Annotated in this window: 20 protein-coding genes and 1 tRNA gene; 9 read left to right on the plus strand and 12 right to left on the minus strand. The window is 38.0% G+C overall.

Annotated elements, in window-relative coordinates:
• Positions 1–223 precede the first annotated feature (223 nt).
• From DUT68_RS01600 to DUT68_RS01615, 4 genes are all read left to right on the plus strand, one after another.
• Entirely contained in the window at positions 224–1,648 is a 1,425-nt protein-coding gene (locus DUT68_RS01600) for an RtcB family protein (protein ID WP_113635116.1), read from the plus strand.
• 156 nt (positions 1,649–1,804) lie between these two features.
• On the plus strand, positions 1,805–2,395 hold the full coding sequence (locus tag DUT68_RS01605; RefSeq protein ID WP_113635118.1) for a class I SAM-dependent methyltransferase: 591 nt from the start codon (positions 1,805–1,807) through the stop codon (positions 2,393–2,395).
• The gene (locus DUT68_RS01610; protein ID WP_113635119.1) at positions 2,392–2,892 is read left to right on the plus strand and encodes a hypothetical protein; all 501 of its coding nucleotides are present in this window, start codon (positions 2,392–2,394) and stop codon (positions 2,890–2,892) included. The genes DUT68_RS01605 and DUT68_RS01610 overlap by 4 nt, the downstream gene beginning before the upstream one ends.
• A gap of 6 nt (positions 2,893–2,898) precedes the next feature.
• Positions 2,899–3,267 carry a diacylglycerol kinase family protein gene (locus tag DUT68_RS01615; protein WP_113635121.1) on the plus strand — a complete coding sequence of 123 codons (369 nt, stop codon included), beginning with the start codon at positions 2,899–2,901 and terminating at the stop codon, positions 3,265–3,267.
• Positions 3,268–3,325: 58 nt separating this feature from the next.
• On the opposite strand, the gene DUT68_RS01620 is transcribed toward DUT68_RS01615, so the two are convergent.
• The 5 genes from DUT68_RS01620 to DUT68_RS01645 all read right to left on the minus strand — a co-directional run bounded on the left by DUT68_RS01620 (position 3,326) and on the right by DUT68_RS01645 (position 7,314).
• A tRNA-Ser gene (locus DUT68_RS01620) sits at positions 3,326–3,410 on the minus strand.
• A gap of 565 nt (positions 3,411–3,975) precedes the next feature.
• Positions 3,976–4,956, minus strand: coding sequence for a YihY/virulence factor BrkB family protein (locus DUT68_RS01630; protein ID WP_113635125.1), 981 nt, complete (start codon positions 4,954–4,956; stop codon positions 3,976–3,978).
• A gap of 125 nt (positions 4,957–5,081) precedes the next feature.
• Positions 5,082–5,489: an acyl-CoA thioesterase gene (locus DUT68_RS01635; RefSeq protein WP_113635127.1), complete on the minus strand. Its 408-nt coding sequence runs from the start codon at positions 5,487–5,489 to the stop codon at positions 5,082–5,084.
• Positions 5,489–6,538, minus strand: a complete 1,050-nt coding sequence (gene mltG, locus DUT68_RS01640) for an endolytic transglycosylase MltG (protein ID WP_113635128.1) — start codon at positions 6,536–6,538, stop codon at positions 5,489–5,491. The genes DUT68_RS01635 and mltG overlap by 1 nt, the downstream gene beginning before the upstream one ends.
• A gap of 8 nt (positions 6,539–6,546) precedes the next feature.
• A complete protein-coding gene (locus DUT68_RS01645) occupies positions 6,547–7,314 on the minus strand; it encodes a PASTA domain-containing protein (RefSeq protein WP_113635130.1) in 768 nt (255 codons plus the stop codon).
• Between the two features lie 165 nt (positions 7,315–7,479).
• Between DUT68_RS01645 and DUT68_RS01650 the strand changes: the two genes are divergently transcribed.
• A complete protein-coding gene (locus DUT68_RS01650) occupies positions 7,480–8,463 on the plus strand; it encodes a D-alanine--D-alanine ligase (protein ID WP_113635132.1) in 984 nt (327 codons plus the stop codon).
• A gap of 3 nt (positions 8,464–8,466) precedes the next feature.
• On the opposite strand, the gene DUT68_RS01655 is transcribed toward DUT68_RS01650, so the two are convergent.
• Complete coding sequence (locus DUT68_RS01655) at positions 8,467–9,078, minus strand: MarR family winged helix-turn-helix transcriptional regulator (protein ID WP_113635134.1); 612 nt, start codon at positions 9,076–9,078, stop codon at positions 8,467–8,469.
• 148 nt (positions 9,079–9,226) lie between these two features.
• Here DUT68_RS01655 and DUT68_RS01660 point away from each other — a divergent pair, with 148 nt between their 5' ends.
• The 3 genes from DUT68_RS01660 (at position 9,227) to DUT68_RS01670 (ending at position 13,555) form a co-directional block, all read left to right on the plus strand.
• Complete coding sequence (locus DUT68_RS01660; protein ID WP_113635135.1) at positions 9,227–10,180, plus strand: fasciclin domain-containing protein; 954 nt, start codon at positions 9,227–9,229, stop codon at positions 10,178–10,180.
• 129 nt (positions 10,181–10,309) lie between these two features.
• Positions 10,310–12,745, plus strand: coding sequence for a TonB-dependent receptor (locus DUT68_RS01665; RefSeq protein ID WP_198659515.1), 2,436 nt, complete (start codon positions 10,310–10,312; stop codon positions 12,743–12,745).
• Positions 12,746–12,787: 42 nt separating this feature from the next.
• Positions 12,788–13,555: a tryptophan-rich sensory protein gene (locus tag DUT68_RS01670; RefSeq protein ID WP_113635138.1), complete on the plus strand. Its 768-nt coding sequence runs from the start codon at positions 12,788–12,790 to the stop codon at positions 13,553–13,555.
• Positions 13,556–13,564: 9 nt separating this feature from the next.
• Here DUT68_RS01670 and DUT68_RS01675 read toward each other — a convergent pair whose 3' ends face one another.
• From DUT68_RS01675 to folE, 3 genes are read right to left on the minus strand one after another with little or no spacing between them, the layout of a single operon-like run.
• Complete coding sequence (locus tag DUT68_RS01675; RefSeq protein ID WP_113635140.1) at positions 13,565–14,197, minus strand: flavin reductase family protein; 633 nt, start codon at positions 14,195–14,197, stop codon at positions 13,565–13,567.
• A gap of 3 nt (positions 14,198–14,200) precedes the next feature.
• The gene (locus DUT68_RS01680; RefSeq protein WP_113635141.1) at positions 14,201–14,920 is read right to left on the minus strand and encodes an SDR family NAD(P)-dependent oxidoreductase; all 720 of its coding nucleotides are present in this window, start codon (positions 14,918–14,920) and stop codon (positions 14,201–14,203) included.
• Entirely contained in the window at positions 14,920–15,570 is a 651-nt protein-coding gene (gene folE / locus DUT68_RS01685) for a GTP cyclohydrolase I FolE (protein WP_113635143.1), read from the minus strand. The genes DUT68_RS01680 and folE overlap by 1 nt, the downstream gene beginning before the upstream one ends.
• 169 nt (positions 15,571–15,739) lie before the next feature.
• Here folE and DUT68_RS01690 point away from each other — a divergent pair, with 169 nt between their 5' ends.
• Positions 15,740–17,089 (plus strand): PhoH family protein, encoded by a 1,350-nt coding sequence (locus tag DUT68_RS01690; protein ID WP_113635145.1) that lies wholly within the window; start codon positions 15,740–15,742, stop codon positions 17,087–17,089.
• A 63-nt stretch (positions 17,090–17,152) separates the two neighbouring features.
• On the opposite strand, the gene DUT68_RS01695 is transcribed toward DUT68_RS01690, so the two are convergent.
• The 3 genes from DUT68_RS01695 to DUT68_RS01705 form a co-directional block, all read right to left on the minus strand.
• Positions 17,153–18,160 carry a FecR family protein gene (locus DUT68_RS01695; protein ID WP_113635147.1) on the minus strand — a complete coding sequence of 336 codons (1,008 nt, stop codon included), beginning with the start codon at positions 18,158–18,160 and terminating at the stop codon, positions 17,153–17,155.
• A gap of 8 nt (positions 18,161–18,168) precedes the next feature.
• Positions 18,169–20,133, minus strand: a complete 1,965-nt coding sequence (locus DUT68_RS01700) for a T9SS type A sorting domain-containing protein (RefSeq protein ID WP_113635149.1) — start codon at positions 20,131–20,133, stop codon at positions 18,169–18,171.
• Between the two features lie 67 nt (positions 20,134–20,200).
• Entirely contained in the window at positions 20,201–20,761 is a 561-nt protein-coding gene (locus DUT68_RS01705; RefSeq protein WP_113635151.1) for an RNA polymerase sigma factor, read from the minus strand.
• Positions 20,762–20,802 lie beyond the last annotated feature (41 nt).

The raw sequence follows: 20,802 nt of genomic DNA on the forward strand, positions 1-20,802 counted from the left end.
CAAATTTTTTGAAGTGTATTTGATGTTAATTTAATTTTAATTATATAAAAATCAATTACTTAAATAAAAATCAAAATAATTTACTTATTGCGCAATTGTACTGCGTACATCCGCTTGCATCTTTGTAATGTTGCCGGTTGATTATATCGTAATAGTTTACTGGATAACTAAATGACACCCTCGGCAAGTGAACGATGCTTGCCGAGTTTTAAGAAAGAATAATATGAAAACAATCATTACAGGAAATGAGCTTTTAACCGTGGGTTTCTCCGAAGGTAAAACAATAGGCTTAGCTTTAACTTTAATTGCTGAACATTTTGAAGATTTAGCTAAAGAAGAGATTTTGAATCTGTTAAAGAAAATTAAAAGCTATCCAGAAAGCTTTTTGGACGACGACAAGTTAGCACCATTGGCCGAACTAATTGTAGCAGAAAATAATACCGAATTGGACGACACCATTTCATTAAATAACGTATCAAAAGACTACCGTATTTTCGGGGAAAGTTACATTGAAGAAGGCGCCAGAAAGCAAATGAACATTGCAATGAAATTGCCAGTTACCGTTGCCGGTGCATTAATGCCAGACGCCCATCAGGGCTACGGATTGCCAATTGGTGGTGTTTTAGCTACAAATAATAGCATTATTCCTTACGGCGTTGGCGTTGATATTGGTTGTAGAATGGCTTTAAGCATATTTGATATACCGGAGAAGCATTATTTCGGTAAGGATGACAAGTATAAAAGAGAATTAATTGCCTTTACCAAGTTTGGTGCCGGTAGGGAATTTAGAGGTTTTGAGAGGGCCGACCACGAGGTGATGGAAAGTGAAACATTTCAAGCTACTCCGCTGCTAAGAGGGTTGCATGCAAAAGCTTGGGCGCAGTTAGGTACTTCTGGTGGCGGTAATCATTTTGTGGAGTGGGGCATCATTGATTTTGCGGAACGTGATGAGATCTTGAATATCGATAAAGGAAGATACGTTGCCTTGTTAACACATTCTGGTTCAAGAGGATTGGGTGCAACCATTGCTGGCCATTACACAAAAGTAGCAAAACAGCTTTGTAAACTTCCTGATGATGCCGCAAACTTAGCCTACTTGGATTTAAATAGTGCAGAAGGTCAGGAATATTGGATTGCCATGAATTTAGCCGGCGATTATGCCTCTGCCTGTCACGAAGTGATCCATAAAAGATTAACCAAAGCCATAGGTGCTAAAGTGCTAGCTAAAGTAGAAAACCATCATAATTTTGCATGGAAAGAAACTTTAAATGGCGAAGAAGTGATTGTGCATAGAAAAGGCGCAACGCCAGCAGCAAAGGGTGTGATGGGAATTATTCCAGGCAGTATGACAGCTCCCGGTTTCTTAGTAAGAGGAAAGGGAGAAGTGGAGTCAATCCATTCGGCTTCACACGGTGCGGGTAGGTTAATGAGCCGTTCAAAAGCTATAAAAAACATCACCAAAGCGGAGATGAAGGCGGTGTTGAAGGATCATGGTGTAACTTTGATTGGCGCCGGCTTAGATGAAGCACCGATGGCGTATAAAGACATACATCAAGTGATGGCTGCACAACAAGATTTAGTAGATGTAGTAGCCAAGTTTGAACCAAAAATGGTGCGTATGGCCGATGATGGGAGTAGAGAGGATTAAGTTAAATCCAATGGTGTAAATCATTGGATTTTTTTTATGTCCTAAAATTCTATTTAACAAAGTACTTTGAAATATAAAGTAAATGAATAAATTTGCTTGGCAATTATTCAATAGCTTTTGTGATAGTTGCTGGATTAAATGAAATTATAAGTTAACATGACTGAGCGTACCGCTAATTTTTACAATAAGTTTTCCATATGCTATCCTTTGGTAGATATTTTACTTAAGCCCCAAAAGAAAATTTTATTTAAAGAAGTGTGTTTGTTGCCAAAGGGAAATTTATTGGAGATAGGAGTGGGAAACGGGCAACACCTGAAATATTATGGCAAACATCAAATAACAGGCATTGATACCTCTATTGCGATGTTGAACGCGGCTAAGAAATATGATACGGGCAATGCTGATTTGCTTGAAATGGATGGTAAACAGCTCCATTTTAGTGATAAGGCATTTGATTATGCAGTATTATCGCATGTTATTGCAGTAGTGGATGATCCTAACAGAGTATTATCTGAAGTTTACAGGGTGTTAAAACCTGGCGGAAAGCTATTCATCTTAAATCATTTTACACCCAATAACTGCCTGAAGTACGTTGATAAAATGTTTGAGCCTTTTTCAAAAGCTTTTCATTTTCGTTCTGTGTTCAAAATAAGTGAACTCACTGTTTTAAAACAATTCACGTTAGTTAAGGAAGTTGGTTTTGGTTGGGGTAGTTACTTTAAATTGCTTGTTGTTGAAAAGCCATGAAAAAATATGTTGCTATTGGTTTGGCCTTATTGGTTAGCTTGCTGATTTATTTATTTTACAGAACAGAAAAAACTGTAGTCACCTGTTTGTTCATCCAATTGGTTTCTGCTGAAAACTATCTGCTTTTGAAGCATAGTATTGTAAATGCTGTTCCATTAAACAATATGCTTATTTATTCATTACCAGAAGGCTTATGGGTATTGTGCATTACGCTCACCTCTAAAAATTATGATATTAACTTTGGTAAATGGCGTTTGAATTGCACCTTTATTCCACTTATTTTTTGTTTTACCTTAGAGCTGCTGCAGTTATTTCATATAACCAATGGCAGATTTGATATCGTAGATATTATATTCAGCCTAGTATTTTGGTTATTGGCCAATGGATTTTGGAACGAAAAAATGGAGCGGCAAAACTTGCTCAAATCTAGAAATGCAAATGCTTTGATTTGTTTAGCAAGTTATTGCATTGTGTATTTGGCACACGTATTTAATTAAAAAGCAATGAGCAGATTAAATAAACATCTAAAAAGTTATCGGTATGCTTGGCGAGGTATTTTGCTGGCATTTAGAAATGAAAATAACATGCTCTTTCATTTGGTTGCGGCCATTTTAGTGATAGTGCTTAATACATTACTACAGGTTAATAAGTTTGATTGGCTAATTACCTTACTATTGATTGGCTTAGCTTGGACCGCTGAAATTTTCAATACGGCCATTGAAACACTGGCCAACCGTGTAACGGAGCAGCAAGACCCCTTGATAGGAAAAACTAAAGATTTAGCTTCAGGTGCGGTACTGGTAATTTGCCTCTTTGCATTGATTTGCGCAGCTATTATATACTTTCCGTACTTTTTGCTGTTGATAAACTGAATGGCCTGAAATAAAAAATCCTGCTACAATAATGTGCAGGATTTCTATTTTATTTCCGCGGAAAGTGAGGGATTCGAACCCCCGGTCCTGTGACAGACAACGGTTTTCAAGACCGCCGCATTCGACCACTCTGCCAACTTTCCGGGGACAAAAGTACAAACTCTAGGTTATTACGCAAATTATAGTTTAGGTATTTTATGAAGTTTGTTTTAAGCGCTTAGTTATCAGCTATAAAAAATGATAATTGACTTCACAAAAAATGCTTGAACGGTTTGCAGATTGAGGTTTTTGATTATTGCATGGCAGTTGGTTAACTAAACCCGGTAGTAACGGATACCGGCCAAGTGGATAAGGCCCAGCGTTGACTGAGGCGCTGGCGCAGGCGTATGAGTGGATAACGGGACTAACGAAAATAGTACTGGGAATTGGCTTTACTACTAATTAAGAGATAAATAACGTGAGTATGGATTAAGTACTTTTATAATTCTTTAAAAGCTGCATTAAATGTGTTTTTTTAGCTCGCCGCCGCTGGGCTCTTACTTTTTGACCGCAAAAAGTAACAAAAACTCTCGGTTGCTTATTTTTCTTTCAAAGAAAGTACTTTGGCTCATTAGTGCAGCCCGAAAAATAAGAGACCGAAAATTAGGTGAACGAAGATTTGAAGCGCTATCGCTAGCAAAAGCATAATTCTCTTATACGGAACCTATGTTAACTATTTTCGTCTTTATTGTTGCTTTTAAATAGATTAAAATTTGGCCTTATGATTTTTACACTTCTTTTAGAAAGATCAACGCTGGCATTAAGCTCGAAGCCCACCAACAAGATTAAAGAATTGAGGTATAGCCAAATCATTACCACCATCAACGTGCCTATTGAGCCGTAAATTTTATTGTAGGCACTGAAATTATTGATGTAAAAAGAGAAGCCCCAAATGGTTAGGAAGGCTAAAATGGTGGCTAGCCATGAGCCTGCACTAAAAAATTTCCACTTTTTTGCATGAGCAGGACCGTAGCGGTACAAAATGGAAACGTTAATAAAGTACAATACGCCCAATAATGCCCACTGTGTAATTTTGATGGCGTAAATTGTTAAACTTCCATTGTAGTTGATTTCTTTTCTGAAAAAATCGATGGCCAACTCGCCCAAAGTCATTGCGGCAATACAAATGATCATAGAAACCACCAAAACAATGGTGAGTACCAGAGCCACCAACCGTCTTTTAAGCAAGGTACGGGTTTCAACTATGAGCGATGATTTGTTGAACGCCATCATCAAGTTATGTACGCCATTAGTGGCAAAAAATAACGAAAGGAAAAAACCAATAGAGAGTAGACTTCCGTTTTGTATGTTCACAATATCGTTAATGGTGGCTTCGAACGCTAAATAGGCATTGTTTGGCAATACCAGTGCCAATAAAGACATCAAGCCCTCTTGAAAACCAATGCGTTTTGGGATGTATGGAATTAACGTAAATAGGAAAATAATTCCCGGAAAAATGGCCAACATAAAATTGTAGGCTAGCGAAGAAGCTTTGTTTACCAAGGTATCTTTACCTATTTCTTTAAAGAAAAAAGTGGCGACAGTGTAAATTGGCAACGGACTGAAACCGGGCAAAACACAAACCTTGGTCCACTCAATAAACAAAGAGTAGGGCCTCAACTTTAATAGCTGTTTGTGTAGCCAGTTCATTAAATATATTTACGATTTTAGATTACAACTACGATTTAAATATATCGCTTAATTATTTTAATTGTAGAAATGCATATTTAAGATGCTACAAATACATTTCAAAATTGTACTTCTACAATTTTAAATCAAAAATACTGCCTTACATTTTTCATAAAGTTTTCTGGTGGCTGACAAGGCCTCCGAGTGTGCTTATCTACAAATACTAGCGTTGTTTTTCCAATATTGATGAGCTCATTGGCTTCGTTGTAGATTTCGTATTCCACATGTAACCTTACGGTGGGCAACTCCTTCACTATTGATTTAATAGTGAGTACCTGGTTATAAAGTGCTGGCTTTAAGTATTTGGATTGCAATTCTAATATTGGTAGCATTACGCCATCAGCTTCCATTGAGGCGTAGGTCATACCAGAGCAGGCTTCAAAACATTCTGTACGGGCAATTTCGTAATATTGGGCATAATTTCCGTGATATACCACGCCCATCTGATCAGTTTCTGCGTATCTAACTTTAACCTTAGTTTCGTAAGTGAACATTATCTAAAGATATTTCTTTGATTTAAAGCCTCTCTGTATTTTTTAGCATTGATGTTATGCTCCTGAACTGTTGCCGCAAAGTTGTGGTAGCCAGAAAAATCTTCCTTAGCGCACATGTAAAGGTAGTTATTGTCTTGTTTGTTAAGTACGGCATCAATTGCGTTGATACTTGGCATGTTGATTGGTCCCGGAGGCAAACCTACATATTTATAGGTATTGTATCTCGAATCGGCACCTAGCATTGCTCCGGTAACACGTTTCACCGTAAAATCGCCATTGGCAAAAATTACCGTTGGATCAGCTTGTAACAACATTCCTTTTTGCAACCTATTCCAGTAAAGACCCGCAATTGTTGGCATTTCTTTGTCGTAAAGCGCTTCGGCATCAACAATTGAAGCCAATATGGTTGCTTTAATTGGATCAAGACCGAGTGCAGCAGCCTTTTGTTTACGATCAGCGTTCCAAAATTTAACGTACTCTGCATTCATCTTTTTGAAAAACTCTTTTGGCGAAGTATTCCAGTACATTTCGTAGGTGTTTGGAATGAACATGGTGTAAACATTATCTGTATTGAAACCATATTGTTCCACATAAGCGGCAGAGTCGAACAGTTTAATAAATGCGGTAGAATCTGGTTCTAAATTTTTAGCCAACAAGGCAGCTAAGCCATCAATTTTTCTGATGTTTTGAAATTTCAACTTCACAGGTTCCTGATTACCAGCTTTTAGCATATTGATAAAGGCTCTGTTATTCATGCCTTCTTTTAAGCGATACCTACCAGGCTTCAGTGGCCCTTGTAAGTTCATGTTTTCAGCAGCTTCCCAAAAAGTTCCAATGTCATTTAAAATATCCTTGTAACGCATGTCGGTTACTAAGTCTTCAAAAACATAGCCTGTTTTAATGTAAAGGTATTTTTCTTTACCAGTTACGTTTGGTGCAAAGTAAGTTTTATAAAATTTTAAACCGAAATAGCCTCCAACTAAGGCTACCACAGCCAAAACAACTAATGCAATTTTATAGCTTTTTTTAAGGGGTTTGTTTGTGCTCATTTGGTGGGTTATTGTTTGTTTGTTAGCGTTATGTTAATTGGCGTACCTATGCGAACTTTGCTTAAGCTATCTGTTGCTAAAGGAAATTGGCTTACGATTATGGCGTTGGCAGTATCAGTAATAGTACCTTGGTAAGTAATAGTTCCAATAGTTAGCATGGAGCCTTTTAGAGAAAACTTAGCCTCGTCAATAGTTAAACCTGTTAAGTTAGGCAGTTCAACTTCTTCATTTCCGCGGCCATCGCCTAAAACAAAATTGATTCTTGAACCTTTTGGCAAACTTTCGCCAGCTTTAATTGGCTGTCCGCCAAACAAAGCTTCCAAAACCACATCTCTAGCTACGTCTGGTTTGTAGGTGGTATCACCCAATTTTAAACCGTAGCTTTCAATAATTGATTTCGCTTCGCGGAGGGATTTAGCTTCGATGTCAGGAAATCTAACATTAGGAGCATTATTGGTATTAATTGTTAAATAGATGGTACGGTTGTCTTTCACAAAAGTTTGCGGGTCGGGATCCTGATCGGTTACAATGCCAGGCGGCTGATCCATAATGTAAACAGAGTCGATTTCGTAGCGTAAGCCCAAGCCTTCCAATTTGCTTATAGCATCTTCTATTTTTAAACCTTTTAGGTTAGGTACTTCTAAGCCCTCGCCGTGTTTGGTGTAGTAACGTAAACTGAAAAAAGCGATAAGTAGAAGTGCGAAGAAGGTGCAAATTGCCGCTATGATATTGGTTCGAAAAGACTTTGTTTTAAGGTACTCGGTAAAGTTGCCCATTAGCTTTTGATTAAAATTAAGCCCAAATTTAGCTTAAAAAAATATTTATCTTAAATTAAAAACAAATCTGTTTAACTAATTTCTATTTTTGAGGTATAAAGTTATTAAACTCATAATTTTTTATTTTCAATTAACACAAGCATAAATAAAACTAATTTTTAAAAGATGAAGAAGACCATTGCACTACTAACTGGCGGAACCACAGGCGAATGGGTGGTTTCGGTAAAGAGTGCTGCAACAATTGCCCAAAATATAGATACTAGCAAATACGAAGTTTATAAAATTATGCTTACTGAAAATGGATGGTTTTACGAACCAGCAGATTCAGTTAAAATTGAAGTTGACAAAAACGATTTCTCTCTAAACATTAAAGGGAAAAAGATAGTATTTGATGGCGTTTTTATTGCCATTCACGGATCGCCGGGAGAAGATGGAAAATTACAAGGTTATTTTGATATGCTGGGCGTACCTTATACTACTTGTAACGCGTTAACCAGTGCCATTACCATGAATAAAGGCTACACCAAAGCAATTGTAAATGGAATCAAGAATTTAAATGTGGCCAAATCACTTCAACTATTTAAAGAAGATTACGACGCTGAAGAAGTAAAAGCACAATTGAAGCTGCCTTATTTTGTTAAGCCTAACAATGGTGGCAGCAGTATTGGTATGAGCAAGGTAAAACATGTAGATGATTTAGCTGCTGCATTAGAGAAAGCCTTTAATGAAGATACCCAAGTTTTAGTAGAAGAATTTGTTGAGGGAAGGGAGTTCTCCATAGGTGTATTTAAAACCAAAGGCAAAATTGTGGTATTGCCCACTACTGAGGTGAAAACCAAAAATGAATTTTTCGATTTTGATGCTAAATATACACCAGGTGTTACCGAAGAAATTACTCCTGGAGATATGAGCGAAGAAGAAAAGGCTAGGGTAGAGCAGGTAGTTGCCGATGTTTATCAAAAACTGAATTGCCGAGGGATTGTAAGAATAGATTATTTCTTAGAACACGGAACTGGAAATTTTTACTTCATCGAAATCAATACCATACCCGGACAAACCGCAACTAGCTTTATTCCGCAACAAGTAGCCGCAATGGGTATGAAATTGCAAGACTTTTATACCCAGGTACTAGAAGAAACTATAGCCTAACGACTATAACTTAACAGCTCTTGCCTCGTGGAAGTCTTCCAATTTGGTAAGTAACCTGATAAGTTCCATTTTTTCTGCATTTGATAACGGTTCCGTAACATTTTGCGAAGCCGTTCTCATTTGCTCAATATGTTTATTTAAAGCACTTTTACCTTTTTCAGTAATACTGATCATCCTATTACGCTTATCATCATGCGTAGTTTCCTGCGTTACAAAACCGCCGGTAATCAGTCTATTTACAATTTGTATCCCTGCAGATTTTTCGTGCACATTAAGCTTAATTAATGCAGTTTTGGTCATGCTGCCATGAGACATTAGGCTAATCAGATAGAAGAAATCATCAGAAGTAGAGAATTCCGAACCTGCAATAGCTTCTTTAGCATGTTGTTTTGCGTATCGATATAAATGCACTAAAGAAGTATTAATTACGCTGTCGGCAGATCTACCGTAAATTTTTCCATTCCAATCAGGTTCAGGCAAGCTTACTGAAGTACCGTCCAAGTGTTGGTTAATCCATTGTACAAATCCATGTACATCATCTTTTTTTGCATGTACATTTTCTTGTTCGTAGCGTTCAGCTAATCCAATGATTTCTTTAACTAGGTGATATGACATTTCGTAAATATTTTAATACAAAAATAAATAAAATTAGTATAGAAATGAACTAAATAATAGTTGATGATATTTTAAAAAATACTTTAGTGTAATTTAAAACCTTTTGGTATTTATTTTGTAGTGATATTGTATAAAAAAATACTAAAATATGAAAACACTTAACTTTAAATTTTCGAAGCTAGCGTTAATGGTTGCGCTTGTTGGGTCTGCCTTTTTTTCTTCTTGCAAGAAAGATAATGATGTACAAGAAAATCTTTCAATTGCTGATATTGTTGCAGCTGATGACAATTTCTCTTTATTAGAAACTGCGTTAAATCATGCACAGTTAACTGGAACGTTGAAAGGTGAGGGTAACTTCACTTTATTTGCGCCAAACAATGCTGCATTTGCTGCTGCTGGTTTAGATACCGATGCAAAAATTACGGCAATGTCTGCTGAAACCTTGAAACAAATTTTACTTTACCACGTATTGCCTAACCGTACGCCTGCATCAGCTATACCAACGGCGTCAAACACGGCTGTTGCTACTTCGGCAAATGCCAACGTATTTGTAACTAAAAATGCTAACGGTGTATTCGTAAATGGTGCTACTGTGTTAACCGCAGATGTAAATGCTAAAAATGGTGTGGTACACATTATTAACCGAGTGTTGATGCCAGCAAGCGGAAATATAGTTCAAGCGGCACAGGCAAACGCTAACTTCAGCTTTTTAGTTGCTGCAATAACTAGGGCTAGTCAAGGAAGCACTAACGTTGCACAGGTATTATCGGGTACTGGTCCATTTACCGTATTTGCACCTACTAACCAAGCTTTCATCAATGCTGGATTTACAACCATTGCTTCAATTCAAGCAGCTAGTCCTGCAACATTAACTAATATTTTAACCTACCACGTAATTGCTGGTCGCGTACTTTCAAGTGATTTAACTGAAGGCGCTATGCCAACTACTGTACAAGGTGGAAAAGTAACCATAAGCTTAACAGGTGGTGCAAAAGTGAAAGGTTTAGGTAACACTACATCTTCAAACATTACTACTACTAACGTAATTACAACAAACGGCGTAATCCACGCTATCGACCAAGTATTGTTACCTGGTATCTAAAGATCGTTTTTTCATGGCTGATTCTCGCCGAGGTAGGTATAATTTTGTACCTATCTCGGCTTTTTTTATTAAGCCTTGCTTTGTAATTGGTTATATTTGTACACAATTAAACTTTTAAATCCATTTAAATTGAAAGTCAAACATTTACTTATTCTAATTTTATTAAGCTTTAGTCAACTTGTTAAAGCTCAAAACAGTGGTTTAATTACTGGAACTGTACAAAACGCAAATACCAGCGCTGGCGTTGTTGGTGCTACCATTTTGGTTAATGATATCAACTTGCAAACCGTAACGGATAGCCTTGGTAATTATAAGATCAAGGTGCCTGCCGGGACGTTTAAAATCTCGGTAAGCAGTGTGGGTTTTACCAGTCAAATTAAATATAACATTGTGGTAAGCACAGGTACGCCACAGTTGGTTAATTTTGATTTACAACCTGAATCGAAAAGCTTGCAGGAAGTTAATATTAAATTTAGCAAGCAAAAATCTGCAGTGGCAACTGATTTAGTGACGCCACTTTCTGTACAGCAGCTAACTACCGAAGAAATTAGAAGCAACCCAGGTGGTAATTTTGATGTTTCAAAAGTGGTTCAAACGTTGCCAGGTGTAGGAATCAGTAATGGAACTGGCGAAAGAAACGATATCATTATCAGAGGCGGTGCGCCAAATGAAAATGTGTATTACCTAGATGGAATTGAGATTCCAGTTTTAAATCACTTTCAAACGCAAGGTAGCTCTGGTGGTGCGCAAGGTATTTTAAATGTTTCTTTTATAGAAAGTTTGAAACTAAGCTCGTCAGCATTTGATGCTCGTTACGACAACCCTTTGGCATCTACCTTTGTAATTAAACAACGTGATGGCAATCCCGAACGCTTATCGGGAAATGCAAGGGTGAGTTTTACGGAAACTGCACTTACTTTAGATGGCCCTTTGGGTAACAACACCACATTTCTGGCTTCGGCCCGTAAGTCATACCTGAGCTTCCTGTTTAAACTAATTGACTTGCCCATACGCCCTGATTTTGAAGATTTTCAATTCAAGATTACACACAAGTTCAACGATAAAACTAAACTTACGGCTATTGGGTTAGGTGCCATTGATCGTTTCAGATTCGCACCTACTAAAGAATCGACATTAGAAAACACTTATATTCTGCGTTCAACACCATACATTAACCAATGGAATTATACGGTTGGCATTAATATCAATCATAAAATTGAAAACGGATTTTTAAACTTCACGCTTAGCCGAAACATGTTTGATAACAAGTTAGATAAGTTTGAGGATCAAATAATGGATGAGACTAAACGTGTGCTGAGGGTTGCGTCGCAAGAAGACGAAAATAAGTTCAGGTTTGATATCAATAAGTTTGTAAATGGATGGAAAATAGGTGCTGGACTGATGGCACAAGCGGTAGGCTACCAAGGAAATTTGTTCAATAAACTTAGCAACGCCGTTTACGACGGTAGTGGCAATCTCGTTAGTCCGCAACGTAGCATTGTTTTTAACAACAGCATCAATTTTTGGAAGTATGGCGCATTTTTTCAAGCCTCTAAAAACCTGTTTAATGAGCGTTTGCTAGTTTCAGGAGGTGTTAGAACCGATATGAATTCGTTCACGAACGGAGGAAGTAATCCGTTAAGCACCTTATCACCGAGGATCTCTTTCAGTTATCACTTGAACCCGAAATGGGATATCAATGCATCAGTTGGAACTTACTTTAAAATTCCTCCGTATACAGCGCTTGGTTACTTAGATAACTTTGGCAATGCATTGAATAAAAATTTAGACTATATCCAATCTACACATTATGTACTGGGTACTCAATTTCTACCTAAAACAGATTTAAGATTTACATTTGAGGCTTTTTACAAACGTTACAGTAATTACCTAGTTTCGGTAAACAACGGAATTTCATTAGCCAATCAAGGCGCTGAATATACTTCTTTCGGTAGCGAACCTCTGTTGAGTATAGGTGATGGAAGAACTTATGGTTTTGAGGTATTTGCACAGCAGAAATTAATTAACAAACTGTTCTACGTGGCAAGTTACTCTTATGTAGTGAGTAAATTTTCTGGGGCAGATGGTCGTTTTATTTCTTCATCTTGGGATAATAGACACCTGCTATCATTTACCTTGGGCTATAAATTGAGAAGAAATTGGGATTTAGGATTGAAATATCGTTATGCAGGCGGTACGCCTTATACGCCTTTTGATTTGACAGCTTCGCAACTGAACTACATTAGTTTGGGAACAGGTGTGCTTAACTTTAATCAGCTAAATTCACAACGACTGGGCGCCTTTAACCAACTGGATTTTAGGGTAGATAAACGCATCAACTTCAAGCGTACTGCGGTTAATTTCTATGTTGATATCCAAAATATTTTGAAAGCCAAAAATGACGATCTACCCAAATACACATTCCAACGTACATCAGATAACAGCAACTTTTTAACTACTGATGGGCAAGCTATTAAATCGGATGGATCAAATGCTATACCGTACATTTTAAACACAAGTTCAGGTAATCTGATCCCATCTTTAGGTGTAATATTCGAATTTTAAACATTTTAATAAATTGATGGTTTTGTATCAAAGCTAACAGTGATGAAAAAATTATTTCCAATTGTAAATGGTGTAGCATTAGTGAGCACCATTTTTGTCAACTATCTATCTAATACGGGCGTATTTAACGGAAACACCATGAAAACGGTATCCGATCGATACTTTAATTTTTTTACACCAGCGGGATACGCCTTTTCAATTTGGGGTATCATTTATGCGGGTTTATTAGCATTTGCTTTTTACACCGGCAGAAGTCTTTTCAACAAACAGCAGCCACATCCGGCATTGGAAAAAATAGGGTGGTGGTTTTTAATTTCCTGCATTGCAAACTCATGCTGGGTAGCCGCCTGGCTTTATGATTATACTGCACTAAGTGTAGTATTGATGGCCATTATCTTAATTTCATTATTAAAAATCATCGCTAATCTTCATATCAATTTAACTAAACAGCATACAAAGGATTATTCTTTCATCAATTTGCCATTTACTTTGTACGTTGGCTGGATATCTGTTGCCATTATTGCGAATGTGGCAGCCTTACTTACTAAAATCAACTGGGGTGCTTTGGGAATAAATCCAATCACTTGGACTATCGTTATGGTAGTAATTGCGGGGGTAATAAATGTGATCATAGTAACCCAACGTAACATGCGAGCCTATGGATTGGTAGGTATTTGGGCTTTATTAGCAATTGCATCAAATCAAAATGCAGAAGGCCAATCCATTGTTTATGCATGTTACGCTGTAGCCGTAGCCATATTGATGAGTGTTGTGTTAAACTTTATTAAACCGAAGTGGCGTACCGCTTAATTTTGTTCATTAGCTTAAATTAATGGGAACCACGTCTGGTTTAGCATACGTTAACCTGCCTAAAGCAGTAGCTTCGAAATAGCTATCTAAACCCGTAACGGTAACTGTTTGTGCCGCTTGATGATCTACATATCCATCAGTGCCCACTAAATTAGGCGTTAGTAAGATATGCTTTACCTCGCCAATAACTATGGTGGTGTTGTTTAAGTTGACTGGCATAATTTCCTTTAACTCCAAAGCAATTTTTACACTTGATTCTGCCACGAAAGGTGCTTCGAAATCTGGCAGGAAAAATTCTGTTAAGCCACATTCAACAAATTCAGAAACGCCACTAGGAAAACGAGCACTGGTGTGGTGCGCCTGTTTGTAAAACGATGGAAGCACGTTGTTAAGGGTGTAAAACCCGTTGCGCTTAATATTGCTTAAGGTATCGTGATCTTCGGACTGTGGCCTAAAAACCATCCCCAACAAAGCCGGTGACGCACCTAAATGAAAAATAGAATTAAACAATCCTAAGTTGCTGTGTCCGTTTTCATTTAAGGTTCCAACTAACTGCAAACATTTGTATCCCGGTAGCGAGTTAATGAAGGTTGCTCGGTACCTGTTATCCATTTGTTTAAGTTCTTCACTGCTGATTTTCATAGCTTAAATGTTCGTTCTAAGTTTACCCATTCCACCATCAACACCTAAAATTTGGCCGCTTACCCAGCTGCTATCATCACTTAAAAAGTAACTAATTGCCGCGGTAATGTCTTCAACAGCACCAACTCTACCCAAAGGATGTCTTTTGCCTGCAGCCTCACGCTTCTCTGGCGTGTTGAGCAGGCGCTCCGCCATTGGTGTATCCGTAAGCGAAGGCGCAACAACATTTACACGAACTTTAACAGGTGCCAATTCCGCGGCTAATGCCACCGCAGCACCTTCTAATCCAGCTTTAGCCGCTGCCACACTGCTATGAAATCCCATTCCGGTTTGCGCTGCTACAGAACTGATAAATACCACCGACGCTCCATTTGCCGCTTTTAACGCGGGAAGCACCTGCTGTGTAGTCAATACTGCACCCACAACGTTCAATTGAAAATCGTTCAGTAAATCATCCTTTGTGATTCTTGAAATAGGCTTTAGGTTGATGTTTCCCACAGCGTAAACCAAGCCATGCAACGGCGAAGGTATAAATGAGGATAGTGCGCTCAGATCTTCCTTCACATCCAAACTAAGGTACTGCACTTCAGTTGGCAATTCATCATTCTTTGTTCTTGAGGCAACATACACATTTGCACCGCTTGCAGTTAAAGATTTTGCCAATTGAAGTCCAATACCGGAACTGCCGCCGATAACTAAGATATTTTTTCCTTCAAAGTTCATTAACCAACGTATTTTAAAAATTCGTTCTTTGTTTCTGTATCTTTAAATTTTCCGCTAAAAGCGGTTGTAATGGTTGAGCTTCCTGCATCTCTAATCCCTCTGGCAGATACGCAGTGGTGGTAAGCATCAATCATCACAGCCACATGTTCTGTGCCTAAAACCTTTTTAATTTCTTCGCATATTTGGATGGTTAAGCGTTCCTGTACCTGCGGGCGACGGCTGTAATACTGTACAATACGGTTCAGCTTTGATAAACCGATTACTTTACCGTTACTGATATAAGCCACGTGTGCCTTACCTGTAATTGGTACAAAGTGATGCTCGCAGTTACTAAATACGGCAATGTTTTTCTCTACCAACATTTCTTGATATTGATAGGAGTTTTCAAATAGAGTAGGGTCTGGTTTGTTCGCAGGATTTAGTCCGCTAAAAAACTCGTTTACGTACATTTTGGCAATACGTTTCGGACTGTCTTTTAAACTATCGTCCTTCAAATCTAAGCCAAGGATGGTTAATATTTCACGAAAATGATTAGTGATCAATTCTATTTTAGTTTGATCATCCATTTCAAAAGCACCGGATAATAATGGTGTTTCAAAATCAGCTAGGTTAATTTTTGGGCTGATTAGTTCAGCTTGTTTGTTATTCATGATCCGGTAATTAAGTGAAAGTTTAATAAAGTACTTCAAAAGTATAATAATACACTTTTATGCGCAAATTGTTTCAGTCTGTTTAAAGTAATATTTAGCGCTATTCATTTTAATTTCCTGTAATGGCGGCAGCACTTTATAATTCGGGCATAAAATGATAAATTTATACATGGCAAAAAGAGAACATTCCGCAGTTAGCAGCTATAAAATTTTTGTACTTGATACATCGGTGATTTTGTACGATCACAATGCGATATACAATTTCCAAGAGCATGATGTAGCCATACCAGCCTTGGTACTTGAGGAGCTGGATAACTTCAAGAGTGGTAACGACACCCGCAATTTTGAAGCAAGAAACTTTATCAGGATTATTGATATCGCATCTAAAAGCAATTTGATTAACAACTGGTTTAAGCTAGGTAAAAGTAGCTTGGGTAGGTTCAAGGTACAAATTGCTGAAGTGCCTAAATCCACTAATGCAGAAACACTTTTTAGCGAAGGTAAATTTGACAATAGAATACTTAATGCGGCTTTAGCGTTGCAGGATGAAAATCCTGAGCATAAAGTAATTTTGGTATCAAAGGATATTTGCTTGCGATTAAAGGCGAAAGCGCTAGGGTTAAACGCAGAGGATTATGAAACTGGCAAGGTTAAAAATGTAGAAGAACTGTATAGCGGTAAAACTGAAATGAAAGTTGCCGACTTAAGTGTAGTGGAAAAGCTCAGAAGCGATGGTTACTTACCCATTTCAGAAATACCGCTACCACAACAAAGCAGCAATCATTTCTATGTTTTTAAGTATCAACGCAAAACGGCGGCAGCTTTTTACAGTGTTAAAGATAGAATGCTAAAGTTGGTAAAAAACGATACGGTGTTTGGTATTATACCGCGTAATATTGAACAGAGCTTTGCATTTGATGCCTTATTAAACCCGGCTATCAAGTTAGTTACCATACAAGGAAATGCAGGCACTGGAAAAACATTGTTGGCATTGGCCAGTGCTTTGGAGCAAAGGCGTGATTATAGACAAATCTACATTACTAGGCCAATTGTGCCGCTTAGCAATAAAGATATTGGCTTTCTTCCGGGAGACATGAAATCAAAGGTTGACCCTTACATGGCACCTATTTGGGATAATTTGAAGTTGATTAGGGAACAGTTTGCCAAAGATGAAAAGATGCAACTAAAAATTGATGAGTTGGTGAAAACGGAAAAAATTGAGATTGCACCTTTGGCGTTCATTAGGGGCCGTACGCTAAATAAAATTTTCTTTATTGTAGATGAAGCCCAAAACCTCACACCTCACGAAATTAAAACGATCATCAGCAGGGCAGGAGAAGATACTAAAATTGTTTTCACTGGCGACATTTACCAAATTGACACCCCTTATCTTGATTCAGAAAGTAATGGTTTATCTTACTTGATTGAGAATGCAAAAAATCATCCGCTTTATGCGCACATTACCTTGCAAAAAGGGGAACGTAGCGAACTCGCCAATTTAGCGACGGAGTTATTATAGTCACATCTTAAACAAAAGCCTATACCACAATTGCGATATAGGCTTTTATATAATGAAGATGAATTACTTCACAATGATGGTGTCACCTTTTTCTACATAAGAAATATTCTTACTAAAGCAGATGGCTTCGATTACAGTTTTGTAATCTGCATTTTTGAAACTTGAGTTATAGCTCCAATTGTTAGCGTTACTTTTATTAATGAGCTTTTTGCCGAAGTATTGTTGCATAGCCAAAGCAATATCATCAAAATTAGCACCGTTAAAAATGATCGTATTAGTTAACCACGCCACCGCCTGGTCGGTATCTCCTTGCTTTAAAATCAATTGGTTATTTGCTTTATCAAAAAGTGCTTGTTCTCCAGGATTAAGCAACACTTGTCCAATTTCATTTTTTCCGTACACTTTAACTTTGCCTTCTAACAACGACACCTTAACTTCTTTACTTGAGGGCAGGTTAGTCACATTAAATGCAGTACCTAAAGCTTGTGTGCTAATTTCTCCAGAATGCACAATAAACGGATGCGCTTTGTCTTTCGCCACTTCAAAAAATGCTTCACCTTCTAAAAAAACTTCCCTGGTTTCACCTTGATATTTTAGTGGATAACGTAAACTAGCGTTTGAATTTAAGGTTACTTTGGTGCCATCACTTAACGTAAGCTTAATTTTTTTGCCTACTGATGCAGTACTTGTTTCCCAGATTACCTCATTTGAACTTCCCAAATATTGATAGGAGAAGTAGCCTAAAATCAAGGCGAAGCAGGCAGCCAAACCAAACTTCAGCCACAAAGGAAATTGCCTTGTCGGAATTGGTGAGTTATCAATATTCGGCGCTGCTGAAGTGCTGATATGATTCAGCAATCTTTGGCGCTCATGGGACATTTCCTGAGCAGATGGAACATGATACACCGCATCCAACAGTTCGCATGCTGCTGTAGCTTGTGTTGCATTTTGGGGACTAGCTGAAATCCAAAGCTGCCATTTTTCTACATCAGCAGCATTTATACCGCGATAATAGTTAATGAAACTTTCGTTAGCAGCTAGTTCTTCAGGCGTGTAAAATGTAAAGTCCATCTATATAATTAATTTTTAACTACCGGATAAGATACCTTTTCGTTTCCTTGTTTGATGGTAAGGAAATACATCCCTTTGCTTAAGTTTGATACATTAATAGGATAAATACTTTGAAGATTTTTCCCATTTACGGATGCGTTAAATTGTATTTTGCCAGTAATATCTGTCAGGGTAAAGTTATATAACTTATCAGTAAATATTTGGTTAAGTTTAATTTTAAGTTCCGCCACCACTGGATTTGGATAAATCTGCGCTCCATTGCCAGATAAACTGAATGCCACTTGTGCGACATCGCTGTAGGAAAGTGTGCCGTCGGCATCTACGCCCTTCACCCGATAATAATTGTTGCCACTTAAAGGATTTAAATCTGTATAACTATATGCTGATTTTTTCAATGCGCTTACACTACCAATCTCAACAAACTTGCTGTCATCGCCACTGCGCTCCACTACGTACTTCATGGTATTTACTTCAGATGCCACATACCAATTAACCTGCACCGAAGAAGCAGACAGTTTCGCTTGAATACCTGTGTAGGTTACCGGAAGTACCCCAGTTGGCAGTATCCTCGAAGCATAAATTTCAGAATTTGTTGTGCCACTGCGGCCGTCTGTCCATGCAATAATGACATTATCGTTTCCATCAGTTTCGGCAACTACGTTTGCTTGAGAACCATTTGCATTACAAACAATCACACCAGCATCGTCCCAGCTTTTGGTTCCATCTGCATTCAATCGTTGTGCGTAAATGTCGTTACCTGTAGTAGCTGTATTTCTTGTATCCTGCCAAGCTAATATACTAGTACCAGCAACCTTTCCACTCATTAAAGTATATACTACTGTTGCGCTAACCACTTGGCCGGTTGCCACCGTAACCCCATTTGAAGCCCATTGTATCGCACCTAAACTGTTGACACGTTGTGCGAATATTCTTCTGCCAGTTGTTAAGTCGCGTGGATCCATCCAAGTAACAATAGCGCCATTATTTCCATCGCTAATTACTTGCGCAAAGTCTTGACTGGCAGTGGCGTTACATAAGGATATCCCTCCAGCTGTCCAAGAAACACTACCATTGGCATTAACTTTTTGCATAAAGATATCGGCATTTGTTGAGCCGTTTCTCAAATCTTGCCAAGTAATAAAAAAGCCACTTGTACCATCCAAGGCTATGGACGGTTTAATTTGATTAGCAGCCACACCAGGAGTAATATTTACGCCATTTGCTGTCCATAAAAGGGTGCCATCGTTGTTAATTCGCTGAACATAAATATCAGAATCGGAAGTAGTAATTCTAGGATCACCCCAGGCTAAATAAGCGCCACCACTGCCATCGGGCAATATCGACTGAGCAGTTTGCGTATTAGCAGCCGCAACCACATTTACGTCGCCAGTCCACACGGGAGTTCCATTACTGATGTTTATTTTATGAACGAAAAGATCGGTTCCTGTTCCGCTGTTTCTAGCATCACGGAAAAAAATCATCGCTTCAGTACTATTCACCATCTTAATTACGGGAGCTAGTTGGTTTGCGCTAACACTAATCAGCTGAACCCCATTGCTGGCATACACAATGTTTCCAGCAGCATCAACACGTTGCGTGTAAATTTGAGTGTTTGCGCCACGAGCATCGGCCCAAGCCACAATAACCCCATCATTACCATCTGGAGTAATTGAGGGCGATGACTGGTTTCCTGAGGCATTACAAACTAAAACTCCATTCGATGTCCATGCAACGCTTCCGTCATTATTGATTTTTTGAATATAAATATCATCTCCAGTAGTGGCGCTATTACGGCTATCCACCCAAGCAACAAATACATTGTTTTGGCTATCTTTGGTGGTAACAGGAGAAGTTTTAGTACTTGTGCTTACTAAACCAGCAACGAGGTTGTTTTGGCTAGGATCACCGCTCCAGGACTGCGAAAAAGCAAATAAAGGCAGCAAAGCCAGTAAATTAAGTAAAGTTTTTTTCATATCAATTAGGTTATAGTTAAAGGTTTTTTAACTACAGAGCACTAGTTCATAGAAATTTACTACGATTTTAAAATAATAATTTGAAAGAGGAGCGAAGGCGCTTCAAGGCATCATGAACTTGGTTGTATATAGTCCTAGGTTTGTTGTTCAACTGATGCGCAATTTCTTCGTAAGACATGCCATCGTAATATTTAAGCAGCATGATTTGTCTTTGAGAGGGGCTTAATGATTGGAATGCATTGGCCAATTTCGCAGCATTCATTTCTTCGGTTTGGTTGGCAATGATTTCATCTTCGATAGATGGCGCAATTTCCTCCTGTATATGAATTAACTTCGATGGTAGTTTAATGTCTTTTATGATTTTTCGTTTCAGACAGGTAAAGAGATAGGATTTGATGTTGTGAACTGTCGATAATCTCGTCCTTTTCTCCCATATCTCACAAAATAAATCATGGATTTGATCCTTCACAATATCAGCATCTTGGCAAATACTAAAACCAAAAAGATATAAGTGCTTGTAATTGGCATCATAAACTTGCATAAATGCAGTTTCATCTCCCGATTTTATTTTATTCCAGGTGATTTCGTCTGTGCTTCTTACTTTGTTGTCTGGGGAATTTTCTTGCACTATAGTTCAAAAGTAACGATTGCGCTCAGAAAATCAAAGAG

The organism is Pedobacter zeaxanthinifaciens (assembly GCF_003313335.1).
GTDB classification, from domain to species: Bacteria; Bacteroidota; Bacteroidia; order Sphingobacteriales; family Sphingobacteriaceae; genus Pedobacter; species Pedobacter zeaxanthinifaciens.